Source organism: Dissulfurimicrobium sp. (assembly GCF_049968175.1).
Taxonomy (GTDB): Bacteria; Desulfobacterota; Dissulfuribacteria; order Dissulfuribacterales; family Sh68; genus Dissulfurimicrobium; species Dissulfurimicrobium hydrothermale.
The window spans coordinates 1-20,815 of record NZ_JBMFRG010000022.1; the positions used below are offsets into that span (position 1 = coordinate 1).

At 49.2% G+C, this 20,815-nt stretch carries 22 protein-coding genes; 10 read left to right on the top strand and 12 right to left on the bottom strand.

Going from position 1 to position 20,815, the window contains the following annotated elements; translation table 11 throughout:
- The first annotated feature begins 120 nt into the window (after window positions 1-120).
- The 3 genes from ACP5SG_RS04205 to rodA are packed head-to-tail and all read left to right on the top strand — an operon-like array spanning window position 121 to window position 3,623.
- Entirely contained in the window at window positions 121-618 is a 498-nt protein-coding gene (locus tag ACP5SG_RS04205; protein ID WP_237889174.1) for a hypothetical protein, read from the top strand.
- Window positions 615-2,519, top strand: a complete 1,905-nt coding sequence (gene mrdA / locus ACP5SG_RS04210; RefSeq protein WP_428122256.1) for a penicillin-binding protein 2 — start codon at window positions 615-617, stop codon at window positions 2,517-2,519. The genes ACP5SG_RS04205 and mrdA overlap by 4 nt, the downstream gene beginning before the upstream one ends.
- 12 nt (window positions 2,520-2,531) lie before the next feature.
- Window positions 2,532-3,623 carry a rod shape-determining protein RodA gene (gene rodA / locus ACP5SG_RS04215; RefSeq protein WP_428122259.1) on the top strand — a complete coding sequence of 364 codons (1,092 nt, stop codon included), beginning with the start codon at window positions 2,532-2,534 and terminating at the stop codon, window positions 3,621-3,623.
- Window positions 3,624-3,645: 22 nt separating this feature from the next.
- Here rodA and ACP5SG_RS04220 read toward each other — a convergent pair whose 3' ends face one another.
- Both ACP5SG_RS04220 and fsa read right to left on the bottom strand, forming a co-directional pair.
- Window positions 3,646-4,269 carry a transglycosylase SLT domain-containing protein gene (locus ACP5SG_RS04220; protein WP_237889171.1) on the bottom strand — a complete coding sequence of 208 codons (624 nt, stop codon included), beginning with the start codon at window positions 4,267-4,269 and terminating at the stop codon, window positions 3,646-3,648.
- Window positions 4,270-4,299: 30 nt separating this feature from the next.
- Entirely contained in the window at window positions 4,300-4,947 is a 648-nt protein-coding gene (gene fsa / locus ACP5SG_RS04225; protein WP_237889170.1) for a fructose-6-phosphate aldolase, read from the bottom strand.
- A gap of 419 nt (window positions 4,948-5,366) precedes the next feature.
- Between fsa and ACP5SG_RS04230 the strand changes: the two genes are divergently transcribed.
- The 3 genes from ACP5SG_RS04230 (at window position 5,367) to ACP5SG_RS04240 (ending at window position 8,212) form a co-directional block, all read left to right on the top strand.
- Entirely contained in the window at window positions 5,367-6,299 is a 933-nt protein-coding gene (locus ACP5SG_RS04230; RefSeq protein ID WP_237889169.1) for a manganese-dependent inorganic pyrophosphatase, read from the top strand.
- Between the two features lie 95 nt (window positions 6,300-6,394).
- Window positions 6,395-7,753, top strand: coding sequence for a hypothetical protein (locus ACP5SG_RS04235; protein ID WP_424661209.1), 1,359 nt, complete (start codon window positions 6,395-6,397; stop codon window positions 7,751-7,753).
- A gap of 72 nt (window positions 7,754-7,825) precedes the next feature.
- Complete coding sequence (locus ACP5SG_RS04240; RefSeq protein ID WP_424661210.1) at window positions 7,826-8,212, top strand: hypothetical protein; 387 nt, start codon at window positions 7,826-7,828, stop codon at window positions 8,210-8,212.
- 13 nt (window positions 8,213-8,225) lie between these two features.
- Here ACP5SG_RS04240 and ACP5SG_RS04245 read toward each other — a convergent pair whose 3' ends face one another.
- The gene (locus ACP5SG_RS04245) at window positions 8,226-8,357 is read right to left on the bottom strand and encodes an entericidin A/B family lipoprotein (protein WP_237889166.1); all 132 of its coding nucleotides are present in this window, start codon (window positions 8,355-8,357) and stop codon (window positions 8,226-8,228) included.
- A 143-nt stretch (window positions 8,358-8,500) separates the two neighbouring features.
- On the opposite strand from ACP5SG_RS04245, the gene lepB reads away from it, so the two are divergent.
- Both lepB and ACP5SG_RS04255 read left to right on the top strand, forming a co-directional pair.
- Entirely contained in the window at window positions 8,501-9,154 is a 654-nt protein-coding gene (gene lepB, locus ACP5SG_RS04250; protein WP_237889165.1) for a signal peptidase I, read from the top strand.
- 122 nt (window positions 9,155-9,276) lie between these two features.
- A complete protein-coding gene (locus tag ACP5SG_RS04255) occupies window positions 9,277-9,684 on the top strand; it encodes a hypothetical protein (protein ID WP_237889164.1) in 408 nt (135 codons plus the stop codon).
- A 186-nt stretch (window positions 9,685-9,870) separates the two neighbouring features.
- Here ACP5SG_RS04255 and ACP5SG_RS04260 read toward each other — a convergent pair whose 3' ends face one another.
- From ACP5SG_RS04260 to ACP5SG_RS04275, 4 genes are all read right to left on the bottom strand, one after another.
- Window positions 9,871-13,437 (bottom strand): cytochrome c3 family protein, encoded by a 3,567-nt coding sequence (locus tag ACP5SG_RS04260; protein WP_428122272.1) that lies wholly within the window; start codon window positions 13,435-13,437, stop codon window positions 9,871-9,873.
- 18 nt (window positions 13,438-13,455) lie between these two features.
- Complete coding sequence (locus ACP5SG_RS04265) at window positions 13,456-13,851, bottom strand: hypothetical protein (protein ID WP_428122275.1); 396 nt, start codon at window positions 13,849-13,851, stop codon at window positions 13,456-13,458.
- Between the two features lie 65 nt (window positions 13,852-13,916).
- Window positions 13,917-14,831, bottom strand: a complete 915-nt coding sequence (locus ACP5SG_RS04270; RefSeq protein WP_428122278.1) for a cytochrome c3 family protein — start codon at window positions 14,829-14,831, stop codon at window positions 13,917-13,919.
- 58 nt (window positions 14,832-14,889) lie between these two features.
- Entirely contained in the window at window positions 14,890-16,197 is a 1,308-nt protein-coding gene (locus tag ACP5SG_RS04275; protein WP_424661214.1) for a hypothetical protein, read from the bottom strand.
- Between the two features lie 602 nt (window positions 16,198-16,799).
- Here ACP5SG_RS04275 and ACP5SG_RS04280 point away from each other — a divergent pair.
- Together ACP5SG_RS04280 and ACP5SG_RS04285 are read left to right on the top strand one after the other, a co-directional pair.
- Window positions 16,800-17,039, top strand: coding sequence for a hypothetical protein (locus tag ACP5SG_RS04280; protein WP_237889159.1), 240 nt, complete (start codon window positions 16,800-16,802; stop codon window positions 17,037-17,039).
- Entirely contained in the window at window positions 16,969-18,180 is a 1,212-nt protein-coding gene (locus ACP5SG_RS04285; RefSeq protein ID WP_428122286.1) for a type II secretion system F family protein, read from the top strand. Before ACP5SG_RS04280 ends, ACP5SG_RS04285 begins: the two co-directional genes overlap by 71 nt.
- 73 nt (window positions 18,181-18,253) lie before the next feature.
- Here ACP5SG_RS04285 and ACP5SG_RS04290 read toward each other — a convergent pair whose 3' ends face one another.
- The 5 genes from ACP5SG_RS04290 to ACP5SG_RS04310 all read right to left on the bottom strand — a co-directional run bounded on the left by ACP5SG_RS04290 (window position 18,254) and on the right by ACP5SG_RS04310 (window position 20,757).
- The gene (locus tag ACP5SG_RS04290) at window positions 18,254-18,439 is read right to left on the bottom strand and encodes a hypothetical protein (RefSeq protein ID WP_237889157.1); all 186 of its coding nucleotides are present in this window, start codon (window positions 18,437-18,439) and stop codon (window positions 18,254-18,256) included.
- A 29-nt stretch (window positions 18,440-18,468) separates the two neighbouring features.
- Window positions 18,469-18,807, bottom strand: a complete 339-nt coding sequence (locus ACP5SG_RS04295; RefSeq protein WP_237889156.1) for a hypothetical protein — start codon at window positions 18,805-18,807, stop codon at window positions 18,469-18,471.
- 18 nt (window positions 18,808-18,825) lie between these two features.
- Window positions 18,826-19,158 (bottom strand): hypothetical protein, encoded by a 333-nt coding sequence (locus ACP5SG_RS04300; protein WP_237889155.1) that lies wholly within the window; start codon window positions 19,156-19,158, stop codon window positions 18,826-18,828.
- Window positions 19,159-19,284: 126 nt separating this feature from the next.
- Window positions 19,285-19,542, bottom strand: a complete 258-nt coding sequence (locus tag ACP5SG_RS04305) for a sulfurtransferase TusA family protein (RefSeq protein WP_237889154.1) — start codon at window positions 19,540-19,542, stop codon at window positions 19,285-19,287.
- A 54-nt stretch (window positions 19,543-19,596) separates the two neighbouring features.
- Window positions 19,597-20,757 (bottom strand): YeeE/YedE thiosulfate transporter family protein, encoded by a 1,161-nt coding sequence (locus tag ACP5SG_RS04310; protein WP_428122295.1) that lies wholly within the window; start codon window positions 20,755-20,757, stop codon window positions 19,597-19,599.
- Window positions 20,758-20,815 lie beyond the last annotated feature (58 nt).

Here is a 20,815-nt window from a genome sequence, read left to right on the forward strand (position 1 = left end):
TGATAAGGCATCTGGCTCCGATCTCTTTCAAACCGTGACCGTCAAACCGGCAGCCGGGCTAAAGAAGGCCGAAGATGTGCTGGTGCAGATCAGAGGGAAGCCGCTGGTGGAGGGTCTTCATTGAACATATTTTTGACACTGGCGACCGGTTATATCCTTATCCTGACGGAAACTGTTGTCTGGCCTTCCTTATTTACAGGCATAATACGCCCTGACGGGCTCTTTGCCCTTGTGGTCTGGTGCGGGATCGAAATCCCACCATCAAGAGGCCTTATCGCAATGTTTGGTCTCGGCCTTACAGCCGAAGCCTTTACAATAATGTCAAAAGGCCTCTATTTGATCTCTTTCACCATAGGGTATATAATAATTCGCTATATCTTGAAACATATAATCGCTCCGCATCTCTGGGAACGGGGGGTGCTTGTGGCATTCATAAGCGCCATATGCCTGACCGTGTTATTGACGGGCAGCGGCAATGCAGGCCTCTTTTGGCCCTGGGGGATCCTGCAGTCCATATTAAACGGCGTCTTAAGCCCTGCATACTTCTTTCTTTTTGAGAAGATATCCGCGCTTAATCACCTTGCCCCGACGAGGAAAACGAAAGACCAACAACAATGAGATTACCTCCTCGTACCATCTTCGACATCAAGCAATTCGACAAAGACATGAATGCCTTCGAGGGCAGGTACAAAAGGTGCACCTTATTGCTTCTATTAGTCTTTATGATTCTGATCTCGCGCCTTTGGTACCTACAGATATATAAAGGCGATGAGCTGCGGGCAAAATCTGAAAGCAACCGCCTGAGGGTACTGCGCATCCAGGCGCCGAGGGGCAGGGTGTTCGACAGAAACGGTCGTATCTTGACGGGCGTAAAACCTTATTTCAACGTTTGCATCGTGCGCGAAGACGTAAGGGACATGGAAGGACTGATTACAAGGCTCGCCGGGCTCCTCGGTGAAGACGAAGCCGATATACGGGCAAGTCTTTATCAAGGGTCAAAACAGCCCCTTTATATGCCGATAGCAATAAAAAGGGACATAGATTGGGAGACCCTGTCCAAGATAAGCGCACGGCTCATATATCTGCCCGGGGTTGTTATAGATGTAGCGCCTGGCAGGGAGTATCCATATGGCCCGGTAGCGCCTCATCTCATAGGCTATCTCGGAGAAATCAGCGAAGACGATATAAAAAACAACCTCTATCCAGGTGCCAGACCAGGAGATATGGTCGGCAAAAGCGGAGTTGAGGGTAGATACAACAGCGAACTGGCTGGAGTACCCGGCAAACGCATCGTCGAAGTAGATGTAAAGGGCGGCCTTGTAAAAGAATTGGAGGAGACGCCGCCTGAAGCAGGGGATGATATCTATCTCACCATCGATCTCGACCTCCAGATGGCTGCTGAAGAGGCGATGAAAGACAAAATAGGCGCTGCAGTAGTTCTCGATCCGAACTCAGGGGAGATCCTCGCCATGGTGAGCAGCCCGGGCTTTGACCCAGGGATATTCGCAAAAGGCCTGACGACCGAGGAGTGGAAGGCGCTGAACGACCCTCTCTATAGGCCGCTCTTCAACAAGGCCATCCAGGGGACTTACGCACCGGGATCGACCTTCAAGATAGTCATGGCGGCCGCCGCCCTGAAAGAAAATGTTATAAATGAAAACACAACCTTTTTTTGTCCCGGATTCTTTAAGTTCGGCAACAGGGATTACAGATGCTGGAAAAAAGAGGGGCACGGTTCCACAAACCTTTATAGGGCGCTTGCCGAATCGTGCGATGTGTACTTTTATAATGTCGGTCTGAAATTGGGTATCGATAAGATAGCAAAATATGCCAAACTATTCGGATTGGGCGAAAAGACGGGGATCGATCTCCCCAATGAGGCCGCGGGCACGATCGCCTCGTCCGAATGGAAAAAAAAGAGGTTCAAGAGCAAATGGTATGAGGGCGAGACCCTGAGCATCTCCATAGGCCAGGGCTACAACACTGTGACCCCTATTCAGATGGCCCGCCTGATTGCTGCGGTGGCGAACGGCGGCATCCTTTACAGGCCGAACTATATAGAAAAGATAACGGGGCCGGACGGAACTATCGAAGCCCGCTTTAAAAAGGATCAACAGGGTATCATCCCTGTTTCTGAATCAAACCTTCGGCTTATCCAAAACGGACTCATAGGTGTGGTGGAGGACGACAGGGGGACTGCAAAGGTATGTAGGATAAAAGGCATAACGATCGCAGGGAAAACGGGTACAGCGCAGGTGATCAGACAAGCCAAACGCAAGGAGGACGAAAAGATGAATTGGAAATACAGGGATCACGCCTGGTTTGTAGCCTATGCCCCTGCCGAAGCACCTAAGCTAGCCATAGCCGTCCTCATAGAACACGGCGGTCACGGCGGGTCGGCCGCCGCCCCAGTAGCCCGTGCAATAATCGAACGCTGGCTTCAGATGCAGGGTCCAAGGCCGCAAGATAGCCCCGAACGAACAGCCGGGCTCGATCCTGCTCCAGCCCATCAAGGATAATAGAGGTCAAACATGTTTGATCGCAAAGTGTTTCTGCATCTTGACTGGTGGCTCCTTGGATATATGGCCATCATCATGATCATCGGGGTTATCAACCTAAACAGTGCAAGTACCGCGGACTCCTATTATCAATGGAAACAGGCCCAATGGTATGCAGCCGGCACCGTGTTTATGCTCCTGTGCATCATATTCGATTACAGGGTGCTTGCATCACACGCCGTACATATATATATATTGACGGTTGTGTTGCTGCTTTTGGTCATCTTTGTTGGGAAAAGTGTAAGCGGCTCACAGAGATGGATCCCACTTGGGTTCTTCAATCTACAACCATCAGAGTTTGCCAAGCTGAGCACGGTTATTGTGGTCAGCAGCTATTTCTATCACAACGAAAAACCCAGTTATGGCATAAAAGACCTCATAAGACCCACCTTACTGATGGCAGTGCCGTTTTTTCTGATCTTCCGCCAGCCCGACCTCGGCACCGCCTTGTTAGTGCTGCTTATAATGGCATCCATAATACTTGTAGCCGGACTACGCTGGACGTCCATATTGACCATTGCGACAGCGTGCATTGCTGCTGCACCGCTCGCGTGGAAATTGATGAAACCCTATCAAAGGGAACGAATAAAGATATTTCTGAATCCCGAGTCCGATCCCCTGGGATCGGGTTATCACATCATCCAATCCAAGATCGCTATTGGCTCAGGCCAGCTGTTCGGCAAGGGTTATATGGCCGGGACGCAGGCCCATCTCGACTTTCTGCCTGAAGTCCATACAGACTTCGCATTTTCCATATGGGCCGAGGAATGGGGATTCATCGGTGCGTTTATACTGCTCTCGGTGTATTTCCTGATTATCGCAAGGGGGCTCCAGATAGCCTCTCAATCAAAGGAACGCTTCGGATCTTTCCTGGCCTTCGGCATTACGGCCATGCTGTTCTGGCAGGCCGTAATCAATATATGCATGGTGACCGGGCTCATGCCTGTGGTTGGCATACCCCTCCCCATGATAAGCTATGGGGGTTCATCTGTGATAACAACCATGATAGGCGTCGGTCTCCTCATCAACATAAAATCTAGACGTTTTATTTTTGATTCTAAATAACCAATAAACAACCGCTCAATCCCTATTGCATGCCTCGCCACAACGCCAAGACCTTGTCCACATACTCCCTTGTCTCGCGGAACGGCGGGACGCCCCCGAACCTTTCTACACTGGCCGGGCCTGCATTATATGCAGCTAAAGCCAATCTGATATTGCCGCCAAATCTATCGATCATCTGTCTCAAATACTTGGCGCCCCCCCATATGTTCAACTCAGGGTCAAAAGGATTTGCTACATACAGCTCTGCCGCGGTATCAGGCATGAGTTGCATGAGACCTATAGCCCCTTTCTGGGAGCGCGCATCGGCAAGGCCACCCGACTCAGCCTTTATCACGGCCTTTATAAGGGCTGGATCAAGATTGTGACTCCTGGCTGCGCTGGAAATAACCCCATTCAATGAAGCCAGACTAATCCTCGACCTAGATACCGAGCTGACCATTGCGCCCCTCACTGTAATGTTTTTGTATCTGGCGATAAGTTTATACCTGCTGTCCGTAGGCACATTCGTAAAATGCATCACCCCGCGCTCGTCTCTAAAGCAATACAGCCCGTCCGCATGGCCGACACCAACACTGCAAAGAACCGCAAAAACACCACTCAGAAAAGGGATCATCGAAAGACAACCTATCCTTAGCCAAGACCTCATCAAGGCGAACATCCTCCTCTTGTTTGTTATTTAATTTTTCGGAACCTTTTCCCAATCGGATAAAAATTTCTTGAGGCCGGCGTCTGTCAGCGGGTGACAAACAAGCTGCGCTATCACCTTATACGGTATCGTTGCGATATCGGCCCCAAGCCTCGCCGCCTCAAGGACATGAACGGGATTTCTTACGCTGGCTACGATAATCTCGGCATCAAAACAATAGTTGTCGAATATCCGTATGATGTCCGCCACCAGCTCCATACCCGTCTGCGCAATATCGTCGAGCCTCCCGACAAACGGGCTTACATATGCGGCGCCGGCCTTGGCGGCAAGGAGTGCCTGGAGCGGGGAAAAGACCAATGTCATGTTTGTCTTGACGCCCTGACCAGCAAGCTCCCGTGTTGCCTTGAGCCCTTCCGTGGTCATTGGGATCTTGACAACGATATTGGGGGATATCACAGCCAATCTTTGGGCCTCCTTTATCATACCCCCCGCCTCAGTGCTGACGACCTCTGCACTGACAGGCCCGTTCACCAAACTGCATATCTCCCTTATCCTCTCTTCAAATGGACACCCCTCTTTGGCTATAAGCGACGGATTGGTGGTGACTCCGTCGGCCATGCCAAGCGCGACCGCGTCTCTTATCTCATCAAGGTTTGCGGTGTCGATAAAAAATTTCATAAAGAGCCACCTCCTGATTCTATAACGCACAAAAGAAACTTGATTTTTAAATCTCCTTGCACCACTGATCCGATCAAGTCTGGTCTGTCAGTCGGCAGACAGGCTTGCGGACAGGACGCCCATCGCCGCAAACAGGGATGTGGGACCCGCCAGGCCATGAACGGATATCGGACAAAATTTTTATTAGTATATCAGCCTACCGCGGATTTGTCATGTCAAACAACCTAAAAAGACGTAGTAAATCGGTTTGTTTTATTGAGGCGAAATTCATTTTGACATAAATCATAACGACAAAAGGCTTGGCAAAGATGGATGGTTGTGATACAGAAAGAATGAAATATGTTTTTATCCTTTTAATAAACTCCGCTCTGGATATTCAAAGAGGCGGTGAAGAAATAAAAAATCAAGGAGGTTTTAAAATGCCAGTTTATGTTTTAGGACACAAGAGCCCGGATACAGATTCCGTAACTTCAGCTGTCGCATTTGCAGCGTTGCAAAAGATGCTTGGCGTAGACGCGGTTCCATGCCGCCAGGGCGACCCCAATCCAGAGACCGAACTCGCCTTTAAAAAATTCGGCGTGCCCATGCCAGAACTTATGACCGACGTAGCGGGCAAACAGTACATGTTGGTGGACCATAGCGACATCAAACAGGCGCCCGACAACTGGGACAAGGGGGAACTTATGGCAGTAGTGGATCACCACAAGATCGGCGACATCACCACAGCAAGCCCGATCTTTTTCTGTGCCATGCCAGTAGGCTGCACTGGTACCGTACTCTATCGTCTATACAGCGATCTTTACAAAAAGCCGATTGATCCGAAGGTGGCTGGGCTCATGCTATCGGCCATCCTTAGCGATACGGTGCTCTTCAAGTCCCCAACCTGCACCGATGCCGACAAGGCCGCCGCAGAGGCCCTTGCCAAGATCGCCGGTATATCCGACATCAAGGCATTAGGTCTAGAGCTCGCCAAGGCCAAGAGTTCAGTGGAAGGCGTACCCCCAATGGATCTAATCCACAGAGACTACAAAGACTTCAATATGAGCGGCAAGACCGTGGGTATAGGTCAACTCGAACTGGTCTCTTTGAGCCAGGTCAGCAATGACCTCAAATGTGCCATCATGGACAACCTCAAGAAGATGAAGGTGGACGGCAATCGTCACAGTGTATTTTTGATGCTTACCGACACCATGGAAAAAGAAGGGACAGAGCTCTTGGCCGTGACCGACGACCCTTCAATAGTCGAAAAGGCATTCGGCAAGAAGCTTGAAGGCAATTCTGTGTGGCTTCCGGGGGTCATGAGCCGTAAAAAACAGATGGTTCCGCCCCTTGAGAAGGCATTCGCTGCTTAATCTTTCAAAATTCCTCTGAGGCCGGGTCTACCCGGCCTTTTTTATTTTTTTTATTTAATGACATGTGCCGCAACCTGTCTCAAAAGACATTCTTTGTGTGCATTACCACCCTTTCCGTGGTCTTGATCATCCTCGGCCTTGCAGCACTTGCACGCCCAGAAAAGAAAATGGGTGGAAAAGATATCCCAAGGAAGGCGGTGACCGTCAGCCGCACTTCAGGCGGCAGGGTGGAAATGTGCCTCAGCTGCCACAAGGAAACACCTGATAAGGCGCATGGTCGGGAGGTTCTTGGTTGTTCCGTATGCCATATGGGTAATCCACTTTCAGGCGACGTATTCGATGCCCATAGGGGCATGGTCCTAAACCCCGGCGAGTTGAAATACGTCGGAGAGACCTGCGGACAAGAGGGCTGCCACCCGCGGGAGGCCGCCTGGGTCAAGAATTCATTGATGGCCACAAACCGCGGGATCATAAGCACACTTAGGTACTATTGGGGCGAGACCAAAAACCACAACGAGGCGATAACCGTAGAATATCTCAAAAAAACCGGGTTCGACTCACCTGCGACCGATTACTTCAGAAAGCTGTGCGGGAGCTGCCATCTCTGGGTTGAAAGAAGAACCCTGCCCTATTTTCTGAAACACAAAGGTGGAGGGTGCACGGCCTGTCACCTTGTGCCCGGGCCGAAAGATATAAAAAAGGGACAGGAACACCCATATATAACCAGGTCCATCCCCATGGAAAACTGTGTGCGTTGCCACAACCGCAGCGGGCGGATCGGGCTTTCATATCAGGGCATTTATGAAACCGACGGCTACGGCGCCCCTCTTGAGGCAGGACATCCAAACAACAAAGTCCTGGAAGACGGCCGTTTTTATCAAGATCTCCCTGAAGACGTCCATCACAAGGCAGGTCTTATCTGCATCGACTGCCACACACAGAGAGAGACCATGGGAGACGGTGTGCAGAGGCCGCACATGGAGTACCAGCTTGAGATAAATTGCTCTCTGTGTCACGGGGACGAAAAGGCCCTGGAATATATGTACAAAATCAATAAATCCGATGATGAAAAACTATACCCAAAGGGTGACAAGATCCCCCTGCATCCCAGACTGAACATCGAGTCCAAAGATGGCCGTTTTTTCCTGTTAGGCAAAAATGACAAAAAGCTCCATCCTTTAAAAAATCCTGACCAGACGGCGTGCAACCACCCGGTTCACCGGCGCCTTTCATGTCAGGCCTGCCACAGCACATGGGTGCCTCAGTGCTTTGGATGCCATGTGAGAAATGAGAAGGCAAAACCACAGCTTGACAAAGTAGTAAATAAAAATACCCCTGGTCTATGGCAGGAGTTCAAGGGCTTCATGCGCCTTGACGCACCGTCTCTTGGCATAATGGAAGAAAAGAAGGATGGTACAGACCAGGACAAGGTGGTGATCCTGGTGCCTGGATGACAAGATTTCGCATCCTTTCTGGACGAAAGGGGGAAATGGAAAAAGGACTTCACAAGACTCACCATTTCGTGGATGGACCCGCATACTACACAGAAAAAGGCAAGGACCTGCAAGGAATGCCACCAAGACCCAAGGGCACTAGGGCTCGGCGAGGGAAATCTTTTCATCCGCCGAAATGGCACATGGGGCTTCCGCCCTGCCTTGTCATCCGCACCATCAGGCGGTATCAGTCACCCCCTAGATGCCTTCGTGGGCCTTGCCGGAAGGCCGTTGGTTCATACATCAAGACCGAATCTGCGACCCTTTAACAGAAACGAGATTACAAGAATACTATATGTAGGCCTGTGCTTTAATTGCCACAAAGACTTCAGCGACCCTGTAATGCGAAATTGGACCCCGCTGCATGCCCCGCCTGTCTGCGAAAAAGGCAAGATCTTTTTGCAAGGTCTTGAAAGATAAAGATATGCACGAGCTATCTCGTAGATTTTTGAATAGCCTCGCCCCCTTTTTCTATATCCTTGCCCAGCCCATGTATGGTATTACAACCAGCTGCAGTCAAACAAAAGGATGCAAGAAACAGAACAAATATAATTTTTTTAAACATCAGGGATCCTCCTTAAAAACAAAACATTATTCCGTTTTCGGCAACGACTCACCACCTGCTTACAACCTAGGGTATGGCGAGACCGATAGCAATCAATCATGACGGCTTGCATTCATCAAATATTAAGTTAATATGAAAAATTCATGAAATCAACAAGATATTCAATCGATACAAAACAGTCGGGCGAACACTGGGGCAAGGCTGTATGGGAATATATCCAGGCGATATTGATCGCCCTTATCCTTGCGCTGACAATCAGGACATTCGTCATCCAGGCCTTCAAGATACCATCCGGGTCCATGATGCAGACCCTCTTGGTCGGCGATCATTTGCTGGTCAACAAATTTATCTATGGTGTCAGAAACCCTTTTACTCAAACGCTCTGGATAAAAGGAGAAAAACCGAAGCGGGGCGATGTAATCGTATTCATATATCCGCTTGATCCGTCAAAGGACTTTATAAAACGGGTGATCGGCATAGGAGGCGATACTGTAGAGATAATAAATAAAAAGGTCTATGTAAACGGCCGGTTATATCCCGACCCACCTGGGGTGCAACATACAGACCCAAGGATACTCCCGGCTTCTGTCAGCCCGAGGGACAATATGGGGCCTATAATCGTCCCGAAGGATAGTCTTTTTGTCATGGGAGACAATAGGGATCAGAGCTACGACAGCAGGTTTTGGGGTTTTGTCCCTTTAAAAGATGTAAGGGGAAAGGCCTTGATCATCTACTGGTCTTGGGATTCCGATGACTTTAGGCCCAGGCTTGACCGTATCTTCAAGATTATAAACTGACATCATAACTCTTTAATATCGCTTAGATATCTATTCTTGAAATCTTAAGGCACTAAAACCACTTTTTAAACATCTATCCAGATTGTGGCGATAATAATAAAAAACCCTTGTAAGAGGTCGCCATGGATAACAAAGGCATCGATCCAACCAATGCAAATCCCGCCATTCTGATACAAATAAGGTCTGAAAAGAAAGAACCTAGAGACATCAAGCCTGTCCAAGAAAGCGCAAGAGGGACATTTCAGACGCCTATGGACAAAAGGCCAGACAATGGTTTCAAGGATTTCATGCATGAAGCAGGGTTTGGGCTTATCGCCAACATCTTACCTGACGGCCTAAAATCCACAAGGAAATACAAGACGCGATGGCGCATAAATAGAGAAAATGGGGAGCTTGTATTGGAGATAAGCGACAGGGCATCAGATAAAGTGGTAATGGTATTCACACAACAAGAGATAGAAAAAAAACTTACAGAGAAGGGCAGAAAAGGATCCGAATCATCTGGATCCCTTATAGATAAAACTGCATGATGCAGCTGCGAAAAATAAGATGACGCACGCAATCAAAGGCCCCAAATAAAACCAACCACAATGCGGCCTCCCCAGACCCAGCCAACGACCCCTGTGTCAAGACTGCAGCAGGGTGCGCACACTAAAGACAGGGCGATTGAAACCGCCCTGTCTTTAGACAATCACCCTCTCTCCATTCAGTAGCTGCTATTTCTTTATGAATGGTTTCCAGAGATCGGAGTTAGTGCCTGAGACAAGGCCATGTTCAACACAGACAAATTCGCCAGGATGATTGACCTTCGCTACTACATAGGCACTCGAATACCCTACAATAGCTGCGCTTGCGTCTTTCCTGAATACGGTATCGCCTGCAACCTTGGTCCAGATCTCCGGCTGTGCCCCAGTGAAAGGCAGTTTAACGATCATGGCCTTTTTCTCCGCGGTATTAAGCCCCAACCTCAGCACATAGGCATCGGCAAGGCCGATGCCGTCGAGGTAGACAGACTCGGCCTGCGGCTGAAAACCGCACTCTGAAAGCTCGGGCTTCAGATCTTCGGGTATATAGAAATAGAGCTTGTCCGACCAAGGGCCATTTACCACCTGTTTGGCGTATTCTGCGGCCAGCTCATCCGGGGTAAATTTCGATGGATCGTTGATCTCGGTTATATCATAACCGCGAACGCTGCCTTCGCTCGTTATATAGAAGAGCTCCTCTGCATGATGTTTACTAAGGGCCAAGACGTCTTGGGCCTTGGCGCCGAGTACGCTCAAGTTGTCGGCTTGCTGCGGCTGAATGTAGGCCACCTCGCCGTCAACTATGAAGAGGCCATTCGGGTTGGCCGGGACCATGCCCTTTGCCGGGTCATACTTCATGACACGATTATCATCCCTGAACCAAGGTGGGGCCCACGGCACATAAGTGATAATCCTGTCGGTAATCCTGTGCGCACCTGGATCTTTTGTATAATCCCCATGACAGTCGAAGCAGGATCTTGCGCCCAATGCCTTCTCCTTTGTCTGAACCCCGTGCGAATCGGAGAAATAATGGGCGGCCACAAAGATGATCGGCTTGGGATCTGTTTCGCCCTCTGCCTTCAGGACCTTCACTAGTGCCTGCTGCATGGCGCGCACATCCTCGTCCCACCACAGATCGGGATACATGTCTCCGGTATGGTCGAATATGACATAGCCGCTGTCTTTTAGAATGATCTTGCCCACATTTGGGTTCCTTGCCCAGTTGGGATCATTCGGCGGGATGCCTGCAAGCGTCCTTGGATCAACAGCCCCGACCTGGAGCGGCGGGATATAAGCCTGTATAGCTGCATTTATCTCCCTTAGATAGAGCACCTTGGCCCCGCCGTATGGCAGATCACTCATATCGTGATCCGGCTGCGGGTTGGCGTCAACCCATGTCATGATAGTAATCGGATTGCCAATCACTATCTGCGGATAACCGTTTCTTGAGTTTGCATAGTATAGAGGCGGAAATACCTCATTGTCGTGGGCCGGGTCATAGTTCAACGGGACACCCATGGCCTTGTACTGATTCAGGCTTGCCTCATAGAAATAACGCCAGAAATCAAAGCCAGGATTCGTAGGCATGCCGTTCACAATTTGACCTGGATCGGCTGAGCCGCTCATGTTGAAGTAGTCCACCATCTGTGAGACATAGTCCATGGGCACCACGCCACCACCATTTGCGTCTATATGTTGTGATAGCATATTGAAGTGCGGTATGCCGTACCCTGGAGACGTCCCATAGACAGGGGACAGGGCATATTCGGGCGGATAGGCAGCCATCTTGCCGTCACCGCCGGGGAGTATATTGTAACCCATGCGGTTGTCAAAATTGCTGAAATATCCCATGGTGTCGTCAAATGTCCTGAAACGCCACGTCCTTCTATACGGCACATGGCATGTCTCGCAGGCGATCTCAGCCATGTGACGGCCTGTATTTTCGCCGAATTTCTCCTCATGGGCGGCGGTAGGATTAGGCGCCTGCGGATCACCGCCCGAAAGGTGACAATACTCGCATGTCTTCGGTTTCGGATTATTGTCAAGCTCGTTGCTGACCATGTGAGCGGTATCGGTACCCTTCAAGAAATTATGCTTATCCTCTACCGTACCGACCGCCCTAAGATGACACGATCCGCAACCCATCTTCTTTGATGACATATGAACATCATAACCGGACGCCTCTATATCGTTGGTGAAATTGACATACTGGCCATTTTTGACCCAGTCGGCAGGCATCCCGAGGTTGTAGGTACGGGCGTAATTCCATTCGCTGTTACCGTGATCTTTGGTCATCACATGGCACTGGCCGCATATATTGACCCACTTGTATGAGCCTATATCTTTAGGACCTCCAAACATGTCTATGCGGAGATATCCATCCCCAAGGTCTGCTGTGTTCCAATACGCCTTCGCCTGCCAGCTCCCGCCGCTCTTGTCAATACGCACATAAGTAAGGGGCACGCCGTCCTGATTGAGATCAAACCCCATTAAACCCGCTGTAGGCATCATATAGAAAAAGTTGGGCAAATACTCATGAAGGGCCGGCTGGATCGCACTTTGACTTATAACACCCTTTTGCACATCGGCCATAACTGCAGCCACATCCGGGGTCCCGGCAGGGGTGATATAGCGGCTATCCCCCTGCATAGCCCTCTGCACGGCATACATGGCCGCCCCCCAGCCCATGCCGACCTTGCCTGAGTAAGGAATGCCTTCACCTTCGATAAGCGGGGCCCTCACATAATCCCTTACAGAGGCATTACAGTCATCCCAGTCGGTATAGAATTTCCCTGGCTCATACGCCCTTAAAGGAACAGGTATGGGAAGGAGGTTGCCCATCTGGTCCTTTATCTTGTAACCATATATAAAATCGTTAAAAAATAGGGCCATCATGTCGTTCATGGTGGCACTTGACGAGATAAGACCTTTGGACTGCATGAATCCAAGGAGTTGAGAAAAGAGCTGGTTTATGGCGCCAGCGGCGTTTGCAAGCCTGGCAGCCTCATCCGCAGGCCCTGCCGGGTTTGGACAATAGGCGCCTTTTATACCGGTTGATGTCCATATCTTGTTGACATTCGGGCCGTAAAGGGCGTAAGGAAGGCTTATCCCGCTTTTTTCTATTTGTTTGAGCCCGTCTGTCCACATCTTCATCATTTGCCCAACGACATCTGGCGGCAACATGTCAAGGGCCAACATCTTCGTCGGCCTGGACATCCTCTGGGGATCGTTGGTATAGGAAAAGGCCGATTCATTAAAAAGCCCATAATTTAACGGCATGCCGAGCGAGATGCTCTGCACCTGACCGTTTTGTCTGGATGCAAAGATCATAAGCCTAGGCCTGAACGGCTGGGCCTTTAGCCCATCCGCAGCCTTCAGTGCATATGGACTCTGAGGATCGATATGACATAGGAGGCAGTCCGCCTCCATGACGCCTGACTGATGCCAGTCGTGCGCCTTGGGCGCACCAATTGCAGCTATGGTATCGCTGATTGACGCCTGGCTATTCAATGCCTCTGTAGTGGCATGCGGGCTGTAATCGTAGAAATCCCTATCATAGGTATGAACAGGCTTGAGAGTCGGATCCGTATAGGGAATAACCGTTCCGTTTGCCTGAACGATGCCCTCTGCAGGCCCACCGCCTGGATGGCATGAGTAACAGACCCCCATCTCATCAGCGGTCCCGACATCAAAAAAGTATCTCTTGCCCTCTGAGGTAAATGGGCTTTTTAATCCACCACGCTCCGACTTAGCCGCCAACTGGCGGTAAGACGGCGGTCACCACGCGCCGAATTGCCCAGGGCTTATCAGATGCCCATAGGCATTGGCTAGATAGCGGTAAAGGGGGTTATCTTTGTTTTTCACGCTCCAGTGGTCGCTCAGGTCCTGACCGTAAGCGCCAGCGCCTTCACGGAAGTGATAGGCCCTTGTAATCGCCTGATAGTCATGGCACTTGCCACATGTCTGCTTCGGGCTGTAGGCAGGACCCCTCATATAAACTGAACCATTTGCGGCAACCACCGTATCCGACTGATTCAACTGATCTTTTATAGGCATCCCGTTGGCGTCCAGGAGTCGGACCGCCGGGTGAGCGAACGCCAGGGCCGGGATAATGAGACCTGCTGCTATCACCCACAAGATTGATCTTGAAATCCTTGTAATTTTGTTAGACATCCCTCAAAGCCTCCCTTTGGATAGTAATCTAAAAGATATATCAAGATATCTCCGATCTCTCGGCGCTATCTCCTCAAGATGATCGACTGATGACACTTCATGCACTCGCTTGTTTCGTGACACACATTGCAGCTCCTGAAATTGCGGCGCGCCTCCTCGGCATGGCCGTTTTCTCGGCTGAGCGCCATCCAGTCAGCACGCCTGTGCGAGATGGGCTGCTCTGACCTGTGACAATCAGAACAGTAACTTGCTGTATGACAAGTCGTGCACAGACGACGGTCATGTGTCGCCTCCTCGCCGTGCTGCGTCGTCTTCCAATTGAATATATGATCCTTCGGCTTCTGTGTCCTGTGGCAATCCTGACAGAAGCGCTCCTGATTTTCATGACAGAACTGGCATGACCTGTCGAAACGGCTCTCGAGGCCGTGGTGCATGGTCCAGTCGCCATGATGGCTCTCTGGTGCTATATCCTTTCTGATCTTCTCATGGCAGACCTCACAGGTGATCGGGGCCTCTTTCCCGTTGTGGCACCTCTTGCAAACAAACATATCAGGCCACTCTATTTGCGAGAGAGAATCCTGTTTATCTATCCCCTTGTGGCACGTATTACATTCAACACCTTCATGATATTCATGGCTGAATTTGAGGTCTTTATAGCTCTTCGGTTTCTCCGGTACAGACTCAGACACCTCGTAATCGTGGGCCGCGCTCTTTACGGAATGGCACAAAAGGCACTTTTCAGACGGATGGTCAGTATCTATTTCATGGCATTCGGAACACTTGTCCATGCCTGGGTTCTGCAGCTTTCCCTTTTCGCCTGACGCATGGCAGGTTGCACACGCCATCTGGTTGTCAATTACGTGCAGCTTGTGGTTAAATTTGAGATTGGTCTCTTCTTTTTTACAGCCTGGCAATAGCAATAGCAGACCAATCAACGCCAAAATTATGAGTAAAAACTTGAGCGATCTCGACTCATTCATATCTTATTCCCCTATCCCTTTTTATCCGCTGATCTCCAATACGCCTGCCTTTCCAAAACTAGAAACGGGCGGAAACCGTAGCGGTTATGGAATTTATATCTCCTACACCGAATTCCCTGTAATAGTCATCGTGCTCATATTCATACTTAAGCTCGGCCCACTTGTCCTTGGCAAAACCATATCTCAGAGAACCATAATAGTGTGCAGCGGCCTCACCCTCGATGAGGGAATTGACATCTTCATCCTTGTAATAAAAACCGCCACCGACCTCGAACCTGTAGGGGAGTTCCTGATGAAAATCCAGGAAGACCGATCTGGATTTACCTTCATAAAGATAATCCCTCTTCTCCCACCATGAAGTCACACCGACCGACATATGAAAACCATGCAACTCGAGCCATTCATCAAGCGAAAGACCGCATGTAAGGCTATAAAAGCTGGTATTATACAGGTCTTCCTGATTATCATGGGCTAGATCCCTCTTCGTACCGCGCACGAAGACAGCAAGACCTTTCTGTGTAGGGATCGGTTGGCTGACCGACAATGTATACTGGGTATACGCCTCCTCCCTGGAGAGATAGAGACGCCTTATATTGTTCAGACTGTCGCTCATTGAATATGTATAATCGTAGATGAAATCGTCAGGCAGGGTTACCCTGAACCTATGATATACATTGAAACCTATGGTAGTACCTGTAGACTCGACATCACCCACCACGTCAACGGATGCCTCACGACTCTTGTCGTCGATCAACGCCCATCTGACATTGGCCTTAATGTATTCGACCGGACGCCAATAAGCTGACGCCTCGTAAGAATTTTCGCGATAAAACACGCTGTTAAGATACAAGGCAAGTTCTTTCGATGGATAAAAGCCCAGATTGACGCCGCCCACACCGTCCTGGGTAAGGTTAGAATACATCTGGACTATCTGGCCGCCGAAGGCCTCTATGCTGAAACGCTCATCCAGGGACCTGTCCGCCCTGACCCATAAGCCATCAAAATGGACTGTTTCCGCTCCATAGGCATATTGGCGCCCTAGCCTAAGATCAACACCCGGTATGACATCTTTCTTTTCGGCAAAGGCATAGTATGCATCAAACCTCTGCCTTTGACCTCCGCTTGCATCCAGGTAATCCTGGAATATGGAGCCAGACGGCGTACCATCGAGGTCTTTTGCATATTTCCCCAGAAAGGAAAAGGAAAGTCCATTGATTTTGGACGAATTCCAGTCAACGCCGAGTATCTCAGAGATGTCTTGATCGCTTGAATTGCTTGAAACAAGCTTGCCGTTAGGAGGATCTGACCATTGGAGTTGATACCTGGTGGTACTGCGGATGTCTATTTCGCCGATAGACGTATCCATTGCCCAGGCAGGCTGGACCAAAAACGAAAATGCAAGAAACAAGACAAGAATAGGGCCCCTGGCCCAAGTGGCTATTCACCTTCCATATCGTGTCTTTTCCCTCTCCATATCCCTGACCCCCTTCTCCTTACAAGAAAAATAAACAGCAGCAAATTTATAGCATCCAAATTAAAATTGCCCCAATAATACAGCTAGATATTATCAATGATCTAACAATTAAATATCTATTCAGTTTTAATAATATTAAAAATGAATTAGTATTCAATAAATATTATAAGTGAAAATGCCTGTCAATTTCTAAAATGAACGATTATCAACGCTTATGGAAGGTATCTGCTTTTTTATACGTGCAAAGAAATTTTTTCACAAATAACGAACAAATTCGCCGCAATCGATCTAACTAAAGATTGCTTGCATAGACAAAAATAAACAACGGGCTTGATAGCCTACTGTCGAGGAATACCTTGATCTTTCGTCCTCAAAGGCGAAGGGTTTGGGATAGGCGCCCTCAAAATCTGATTTGATCATGACATCGTAGGGAACAAGGCTTATACAGAGACTTCCTATAAAGCTGGGCGCGTAAATAAAGTCTAAGGGGGAAAATGCCGAATTTTAATAAGGCAGGAAATATGTTAAGGGCCTTTGGGGCTTATATTTTTACCCCTCATCAGTTGAGAATAAATTTAAAGGGTTTCTTATGGAAAATTCCAAAAAACAGGGTTAAGAAATTTATTGATGATCTAAACTTTTTTATGTTTTCTGGGGGTGGAAATGCCGATATATATCTGGGAAGGGATATCGATAACAGGCGAAAAGAAGAGGGGGGAATTAGAAGCGGTTGATGAGAGGGCGGTACGGATAACCTTAAGGAGGCAACGCATCAAACCTTCGAAGATACACACCAAACCCAAAGACCTTTTTAAAGACATAAACCTCCTTAAACCCAAGATCAAAACCAAGGATATCGTAATCTTTACAAGGCAATTATCAACAATGATAGACGCAGGCCTGCCGCTTGTCCAGGGGATTGATGTGCTGGCGGAACAACAGAAAAATAAGACCTTTAAGTCGATGCTCCGCCAGATCAAGACCGATGTAGAGGGCGGATCCACATTTGCCGACGCCCTAAAGAGACATCCAAGGCACTTCGACAACCTTTATACTAACATGGTGGCCGCTGGAGAGGTGGGTGGAGTACTCGATGAGGTCATGAACCGGCTCGCCGTTTATATGGAAAAGTCCCAGCGCCTGAAGAGGAAGGTAAAAAGCGCCCTTGCTTACCCAATAATAGTCCTTGGCATATCAGTTGTTGTATTGGCCATCATACTGATATTTGTAATACCTGTATTCGAAAAGATGTTTGCCGAATCCGGGCAGGCGCTGCCCTTGCCCACCCAGATGGTCATTGCGCTCAGCAACTTTGTAAAATCATACTTTCTGGTGATCGCAGCAGCGGTGGCGTTTTTTGTATTTCTTTTTAAAAAATTTTATTCCACATCCAAAGGACGTCTTTTAATCGACAAGACCCTGTTGAGGATGCCCGTATTCGGTCCCCTCATAAAAAAGGTCGCCGTAGCCAAACTTACGCGTACGCTTGGGACGCTTATAAGCAGCGGGGTCCCTATTATAGATGCACTGAACGTCGCAGCGGGAACGGCTGGGAATAGGTTAATAGAAGACGCCATTTACAATGTGAGGATGAGTATAAGCGAAGGACGCACGATAGCCCAGCCCCTCCAAGAAGCCGGCATATTCCCCAATATGGTGGTGCAGATGATATCGGTAGGAGAGACGACCGGGGCCCTGGAACAGATGCTGGGCAAGGTGGCGGATTTTTATGACGAAGAGGTTGATGCTGCAGTTGACGCACTGACGAGCATGATAGAGCCGTTTATGATAGTCTTTCTGGGCGGCACGATAGGCTCCATCATAATAGCCATGTATCTGCCGATATTCAAGATGGCAAGTGTAGTCGGGAGTTAAAAGCCCCCGAAGCCTGGGCCTTGGGGGCCTTAATCAAAAAGAGACAAGAAACGGCCTTGTTCTTGGCCTAATCCTACCACCAGCTTACGGTCTGATCGGCCTCGAATATCATCTGCACAAGCATGTCATAATTTGGTTCGCCGATATAAAGCCTGAATTCTTTCGCCTCTCTATCACGGTTTAGTATCTCGACCAGCTTTTTGACGTCATCCGAAGGCTCGGATCTATATACATGAAGTATCTTTTTTACATCACTCATAATCATAAACTCCTTTATTTATACTTACCTTACTCTGCACAGGCAGGCGGCGGGGTCTTGCTTTGCTTCGGCAGTCCGTAAGGTATGATCACATCCGCCTCCCGAAGACGCTCACCGAGCTCCTCAAGCGTAATAGGGGTAAGCTCGACACCTTCCGGTGCCTCGCCGCCAAGGGTAAAGACATCGCCCTCCATATCCCTGATCCAGTCGATATTCTCCTTTACATAATCTGAAAACCTGGGATACTCTCCATACATAAGGACTGGATAGGCAAAGTGGTTCTCAACGGCCTGCCCAAGTGCGGAGCGTATGGCATCTCCGGCATACATGCGGTTCGGCAATAAAAAATATATCTTTTTTGATTCCATGTCTCATCTCTCCTTTTTTTAAAGCACTAGATATTTACCACACTCTTCCAGTACCGCCCCATGATAGGCCTGGGTACGCATCTGGCGTGGGGTAAGCCCGCGCGGGACATCCTTCTCGACGTCGTATCCTTCACAGGTATAACTGTCGGCGCAGATTGCAAGATCTTCCACGTCGCAGAGATTGGCAAGGGTTGCAAACTCAGGGGTCTTGGTCAGATGGACGGACTTGTATGTAAAAAAGATCATGACCTTTTTCCCTGCCCTTACAGCCGCCTGGGCGACGCCAAGGATATGGCGCATGTTTTGTGGAGATGTTACAAATATTCCCAGCTTGTTTGGATCGGCAGACATCTTGATTATCCTCCAAAAATTGACATTAATTAATCAAAGATTTCACTCTCTTCCGTGCCGGGGAACCTGCACACAACCCACCCCAGCCCGAAAATAAAATAAAAAACACCCGCTCTGCCCCTCGGCTTATTTTTTACGCACGTAAAAACGTATAAAGCCTGAGTCTTCTTTTTCGCCCAGATATTCATGACCAGCCCTGGCGCACCAGCCCGGGATATCATTGCGGGAACCAGGATCTGTCCCCAAGACCTCAAGGATCTCGCCACTCTTGATCTTCTCGATCTCCTTCTTTGTCCTCAAAAGAGGCATGGGGCAACTGAGTCCCTTTGCATCCAATGTGCGATTAGCCGTGATCCCGTCAGGGGCCTTTTTGATGTCGCTCATAACTCCTCCCTTATTTATTAAGTATTTTTCAAAACAGTCTTATATTTCTGTAAATTACATCTCTATGACCAACTTGTTGCTGTCCTCATTCCAATCGATCACTAAATACCAAAGCAACATGGCGATTATCACGAGGATGATAGAGCCGCCATATCCAAAAATATCCGGAAGATAGATCGCTTTGCCAAGCTTTGACATCCAGTCATTCTTCTCAAACCAGTAGCGCAAGAGGCTGTTGGTAAGGGCAAAGACGACCACCACCACCCAGAGTTTTATCTGACCCTCTGCCACACGCCAGAGAGAGCCGCTGCCGCAGCCACCGGCCACCACCATCCCTGCTCCAAAGATAAAACCACCCAGAAGGGAACCCCACCAGAAGGAAGTCACAACAAAAAGGCTTGTATCCCTCAGACCTGCATATTTCAATATGGCTATGCCTATGGTACCGAGGATCACGCTTACCGCGACAGCCTTGCCCATGGCCGCCTCACCTGTCATAAACGGCTCACGGAAGCCGTTAACCATGCACAACCTGCTCCTATGAAAGACAAAACCGATGCCCGCCCCTATCAGGAGATAACCTGACATGAGAGGGGCATTTTCCACGCTTGAATTTGAATAGGCATAAGCCGCAACTACAAGACCGATGATGCCGAGCAGCCCGATGGCTGGAGGGATGTTGCCGAGAAAGGTAGGCCCAGCGGGACCCGGGGTGAAGTGCTCCATCTCCCAATAGAGGTATTTAAGCCCTACAATAACACCGGCTATAAGGCCGATCATCATGGCAAAACCGTTGGCCGCAAGGTTCTGGAGGGCGCTGTAGAACCCGCCGACATTGCACCCATAGGCCAGGGTCGAACCTATGCCCATAAGGATCCCGGCGAAAAACCCCTTCCAGAGCTCAAGGACAGGAGGAACCCTGAAGGCGAATTCCCTTGCTATGACAGCCGATATCCAGGCGCCTGCAAGGAGCCCCAGGTCCATGACAGACGATGAAAAAAAGAGGGGGTGTTCAGGCTTATCTCCGAATACGCCGATCAGATAAAAAAACCAATCACCCCAGTTTCGAAGACCGCCGACGATACCCCATGGACGCTGCCATGCCTCCATGTAAATGGCAAGTACCGCAAGAAGCACGCCTCCGGTCATGGGAGACCACGTCCGCTTGAAAAATGACTCATAGACCTCGGATATCTTCTCTCCAAAAGAACTCATCTTGCCCCCCGACATAAATTATTATTAGGTATGGCCGATGTCTTGCATGCCACAAAAA

Excerpts from the sequence above, each read along its gene's own strand:
- ACP5SG_RS04290 (WP_237889157.1), bottom strand. The coding sequence starts at position 18,439 with ATGAGTGATGTAAAAAAGATACTTCATGTATATAGATCCGAGCCTTCG.
- ACP5SG_RS04240 (WP_424661210.1), top strand. The coding sequence starts at position 7,826 with ATGGACCCGCATACTACACAGAAAAAGGCAAGGACCTGCAAGGAATGC.
- ACP5SG_RS04310 (WP_428122295.1), bottom strand. The coding sequence starts at position 20,757 with ATGAGTTCTTTTGGAGAGAAGATATCCGAGGTCTATGAGTCATTTTTC.
- ACP5SG_RS04275 (WP_424661214.1), bottom strand. The coding sequence starts at position 16,197 with ATGGATACGTCTATCGGCGAAATAGACATCCGCAGTACCACCAGGTAT.
- ACP5SG_RS04285 (WP_428122286.1), top strand. The coding sequence starts at position 16,969 with ATGCCGATATATATCTGGGAAGGGATATCGATAACAGGCGAAAAGAAG.
- ACP5SG_RS04265 (WP_428122275.1), bottom strand. The coding sequence starts at position 13,851 with ATGTCTAACAAAATTACAAGGATTTCAAGATCAATCTTGTGGGTGATA.
- ACP5SG_RS04295 (WP_237889156.1), bottom strand. The coding sequence starts at position 18,807 with ATGGAATCAAAAAAGATATATTTTTTATTGCCGAACCGCATGTATGCC.
- ACP5SG_RS04255 (WP_237889164.1), top strand. The coding sequence starts at position 9,277 with ATGGATAACAAAGGCATCGATCCAACCAATGCAAATCCCGCCATTCTG.
- ACP5SG_RS04230 (WP_237889169.1), top strand. The coding sequence starts at position 5,367 with ATGCCAGTTTATGTTTTAGGACACAAGAGCCCGGATACAGATTCCGTA.
- ACP5SG_RS04280 (WP_237889159.1), top strand. The coding sequence starts at position 16,800 with ATGCCGAATTTTAATAAGGCAGGAAATATGTTAAGGGCCTTTGGGGCT.
- mrdA (WP_428122256.1), top strand. The coding sequence starts at position 615 with ATGAGATTACCTCCTCGTACCATCTTCGACATCAAGCAATTCGACAAA.
- ACP5SG_RS04220 (WP_237889171.1), bottom strand. The coding sequence starts at position 4,269 with ATGAGGTCTTGGCTAAGGATAGGTTGTCTTTCGATGATCCCTTTTCTG.
- ACP5SG_RS04245 (WP_237889166.1), bottom strand. The coding sequence starts at position 8,357 with ATGTTTAAAAAAATTATATTTGTTCTGTTTCTTGCATCCTTTTGTTTG.
- rodA (WP_428122259.1), top strand. The coding sequence starts at position 2,532 with ATGTTTGATCGCAAAGTGTTTCTGCATCTTGACTGGTGGCTCCTTGGA.
- ACP5SG_RS04300 (WP_237889155.1), bottom strand. The coding sequence starts at position 19,158 with ATGTCTGCCGATCCAAACAAGCTGGGAATATTTGTAACATCTCCACAA.
- ACP5SG_RS04270 (WP_428122278.1), bottom strand. The coding sequence starts at position 14,831 with ATGAATGAGTCGAGATCGCTCAAGTTTTTACTCATAATTTTGGCGTTG.
- fsa (WP_237889170.1), bottom strand. The coding sequence starts at position 4,947 with ATGAAATTTTTTATCGACACCGCAAACCTTGATGAGATAAGAGACGCG.
- lepB (WP_237889165.1), top strand. The coding sequence starts at position 8,501 with ATGAAATCAACAAGATATTCAATCGATACAAAACAGTCGGGCGAACAC.
- ACP5SG_RS04305 (WP_237889154.1), bottom strand. The coding sequence starts at position 19,542 with ATGAGCGACATCAAAAAGGCCCCTGACGGGATCACGGCTAATCGCACA.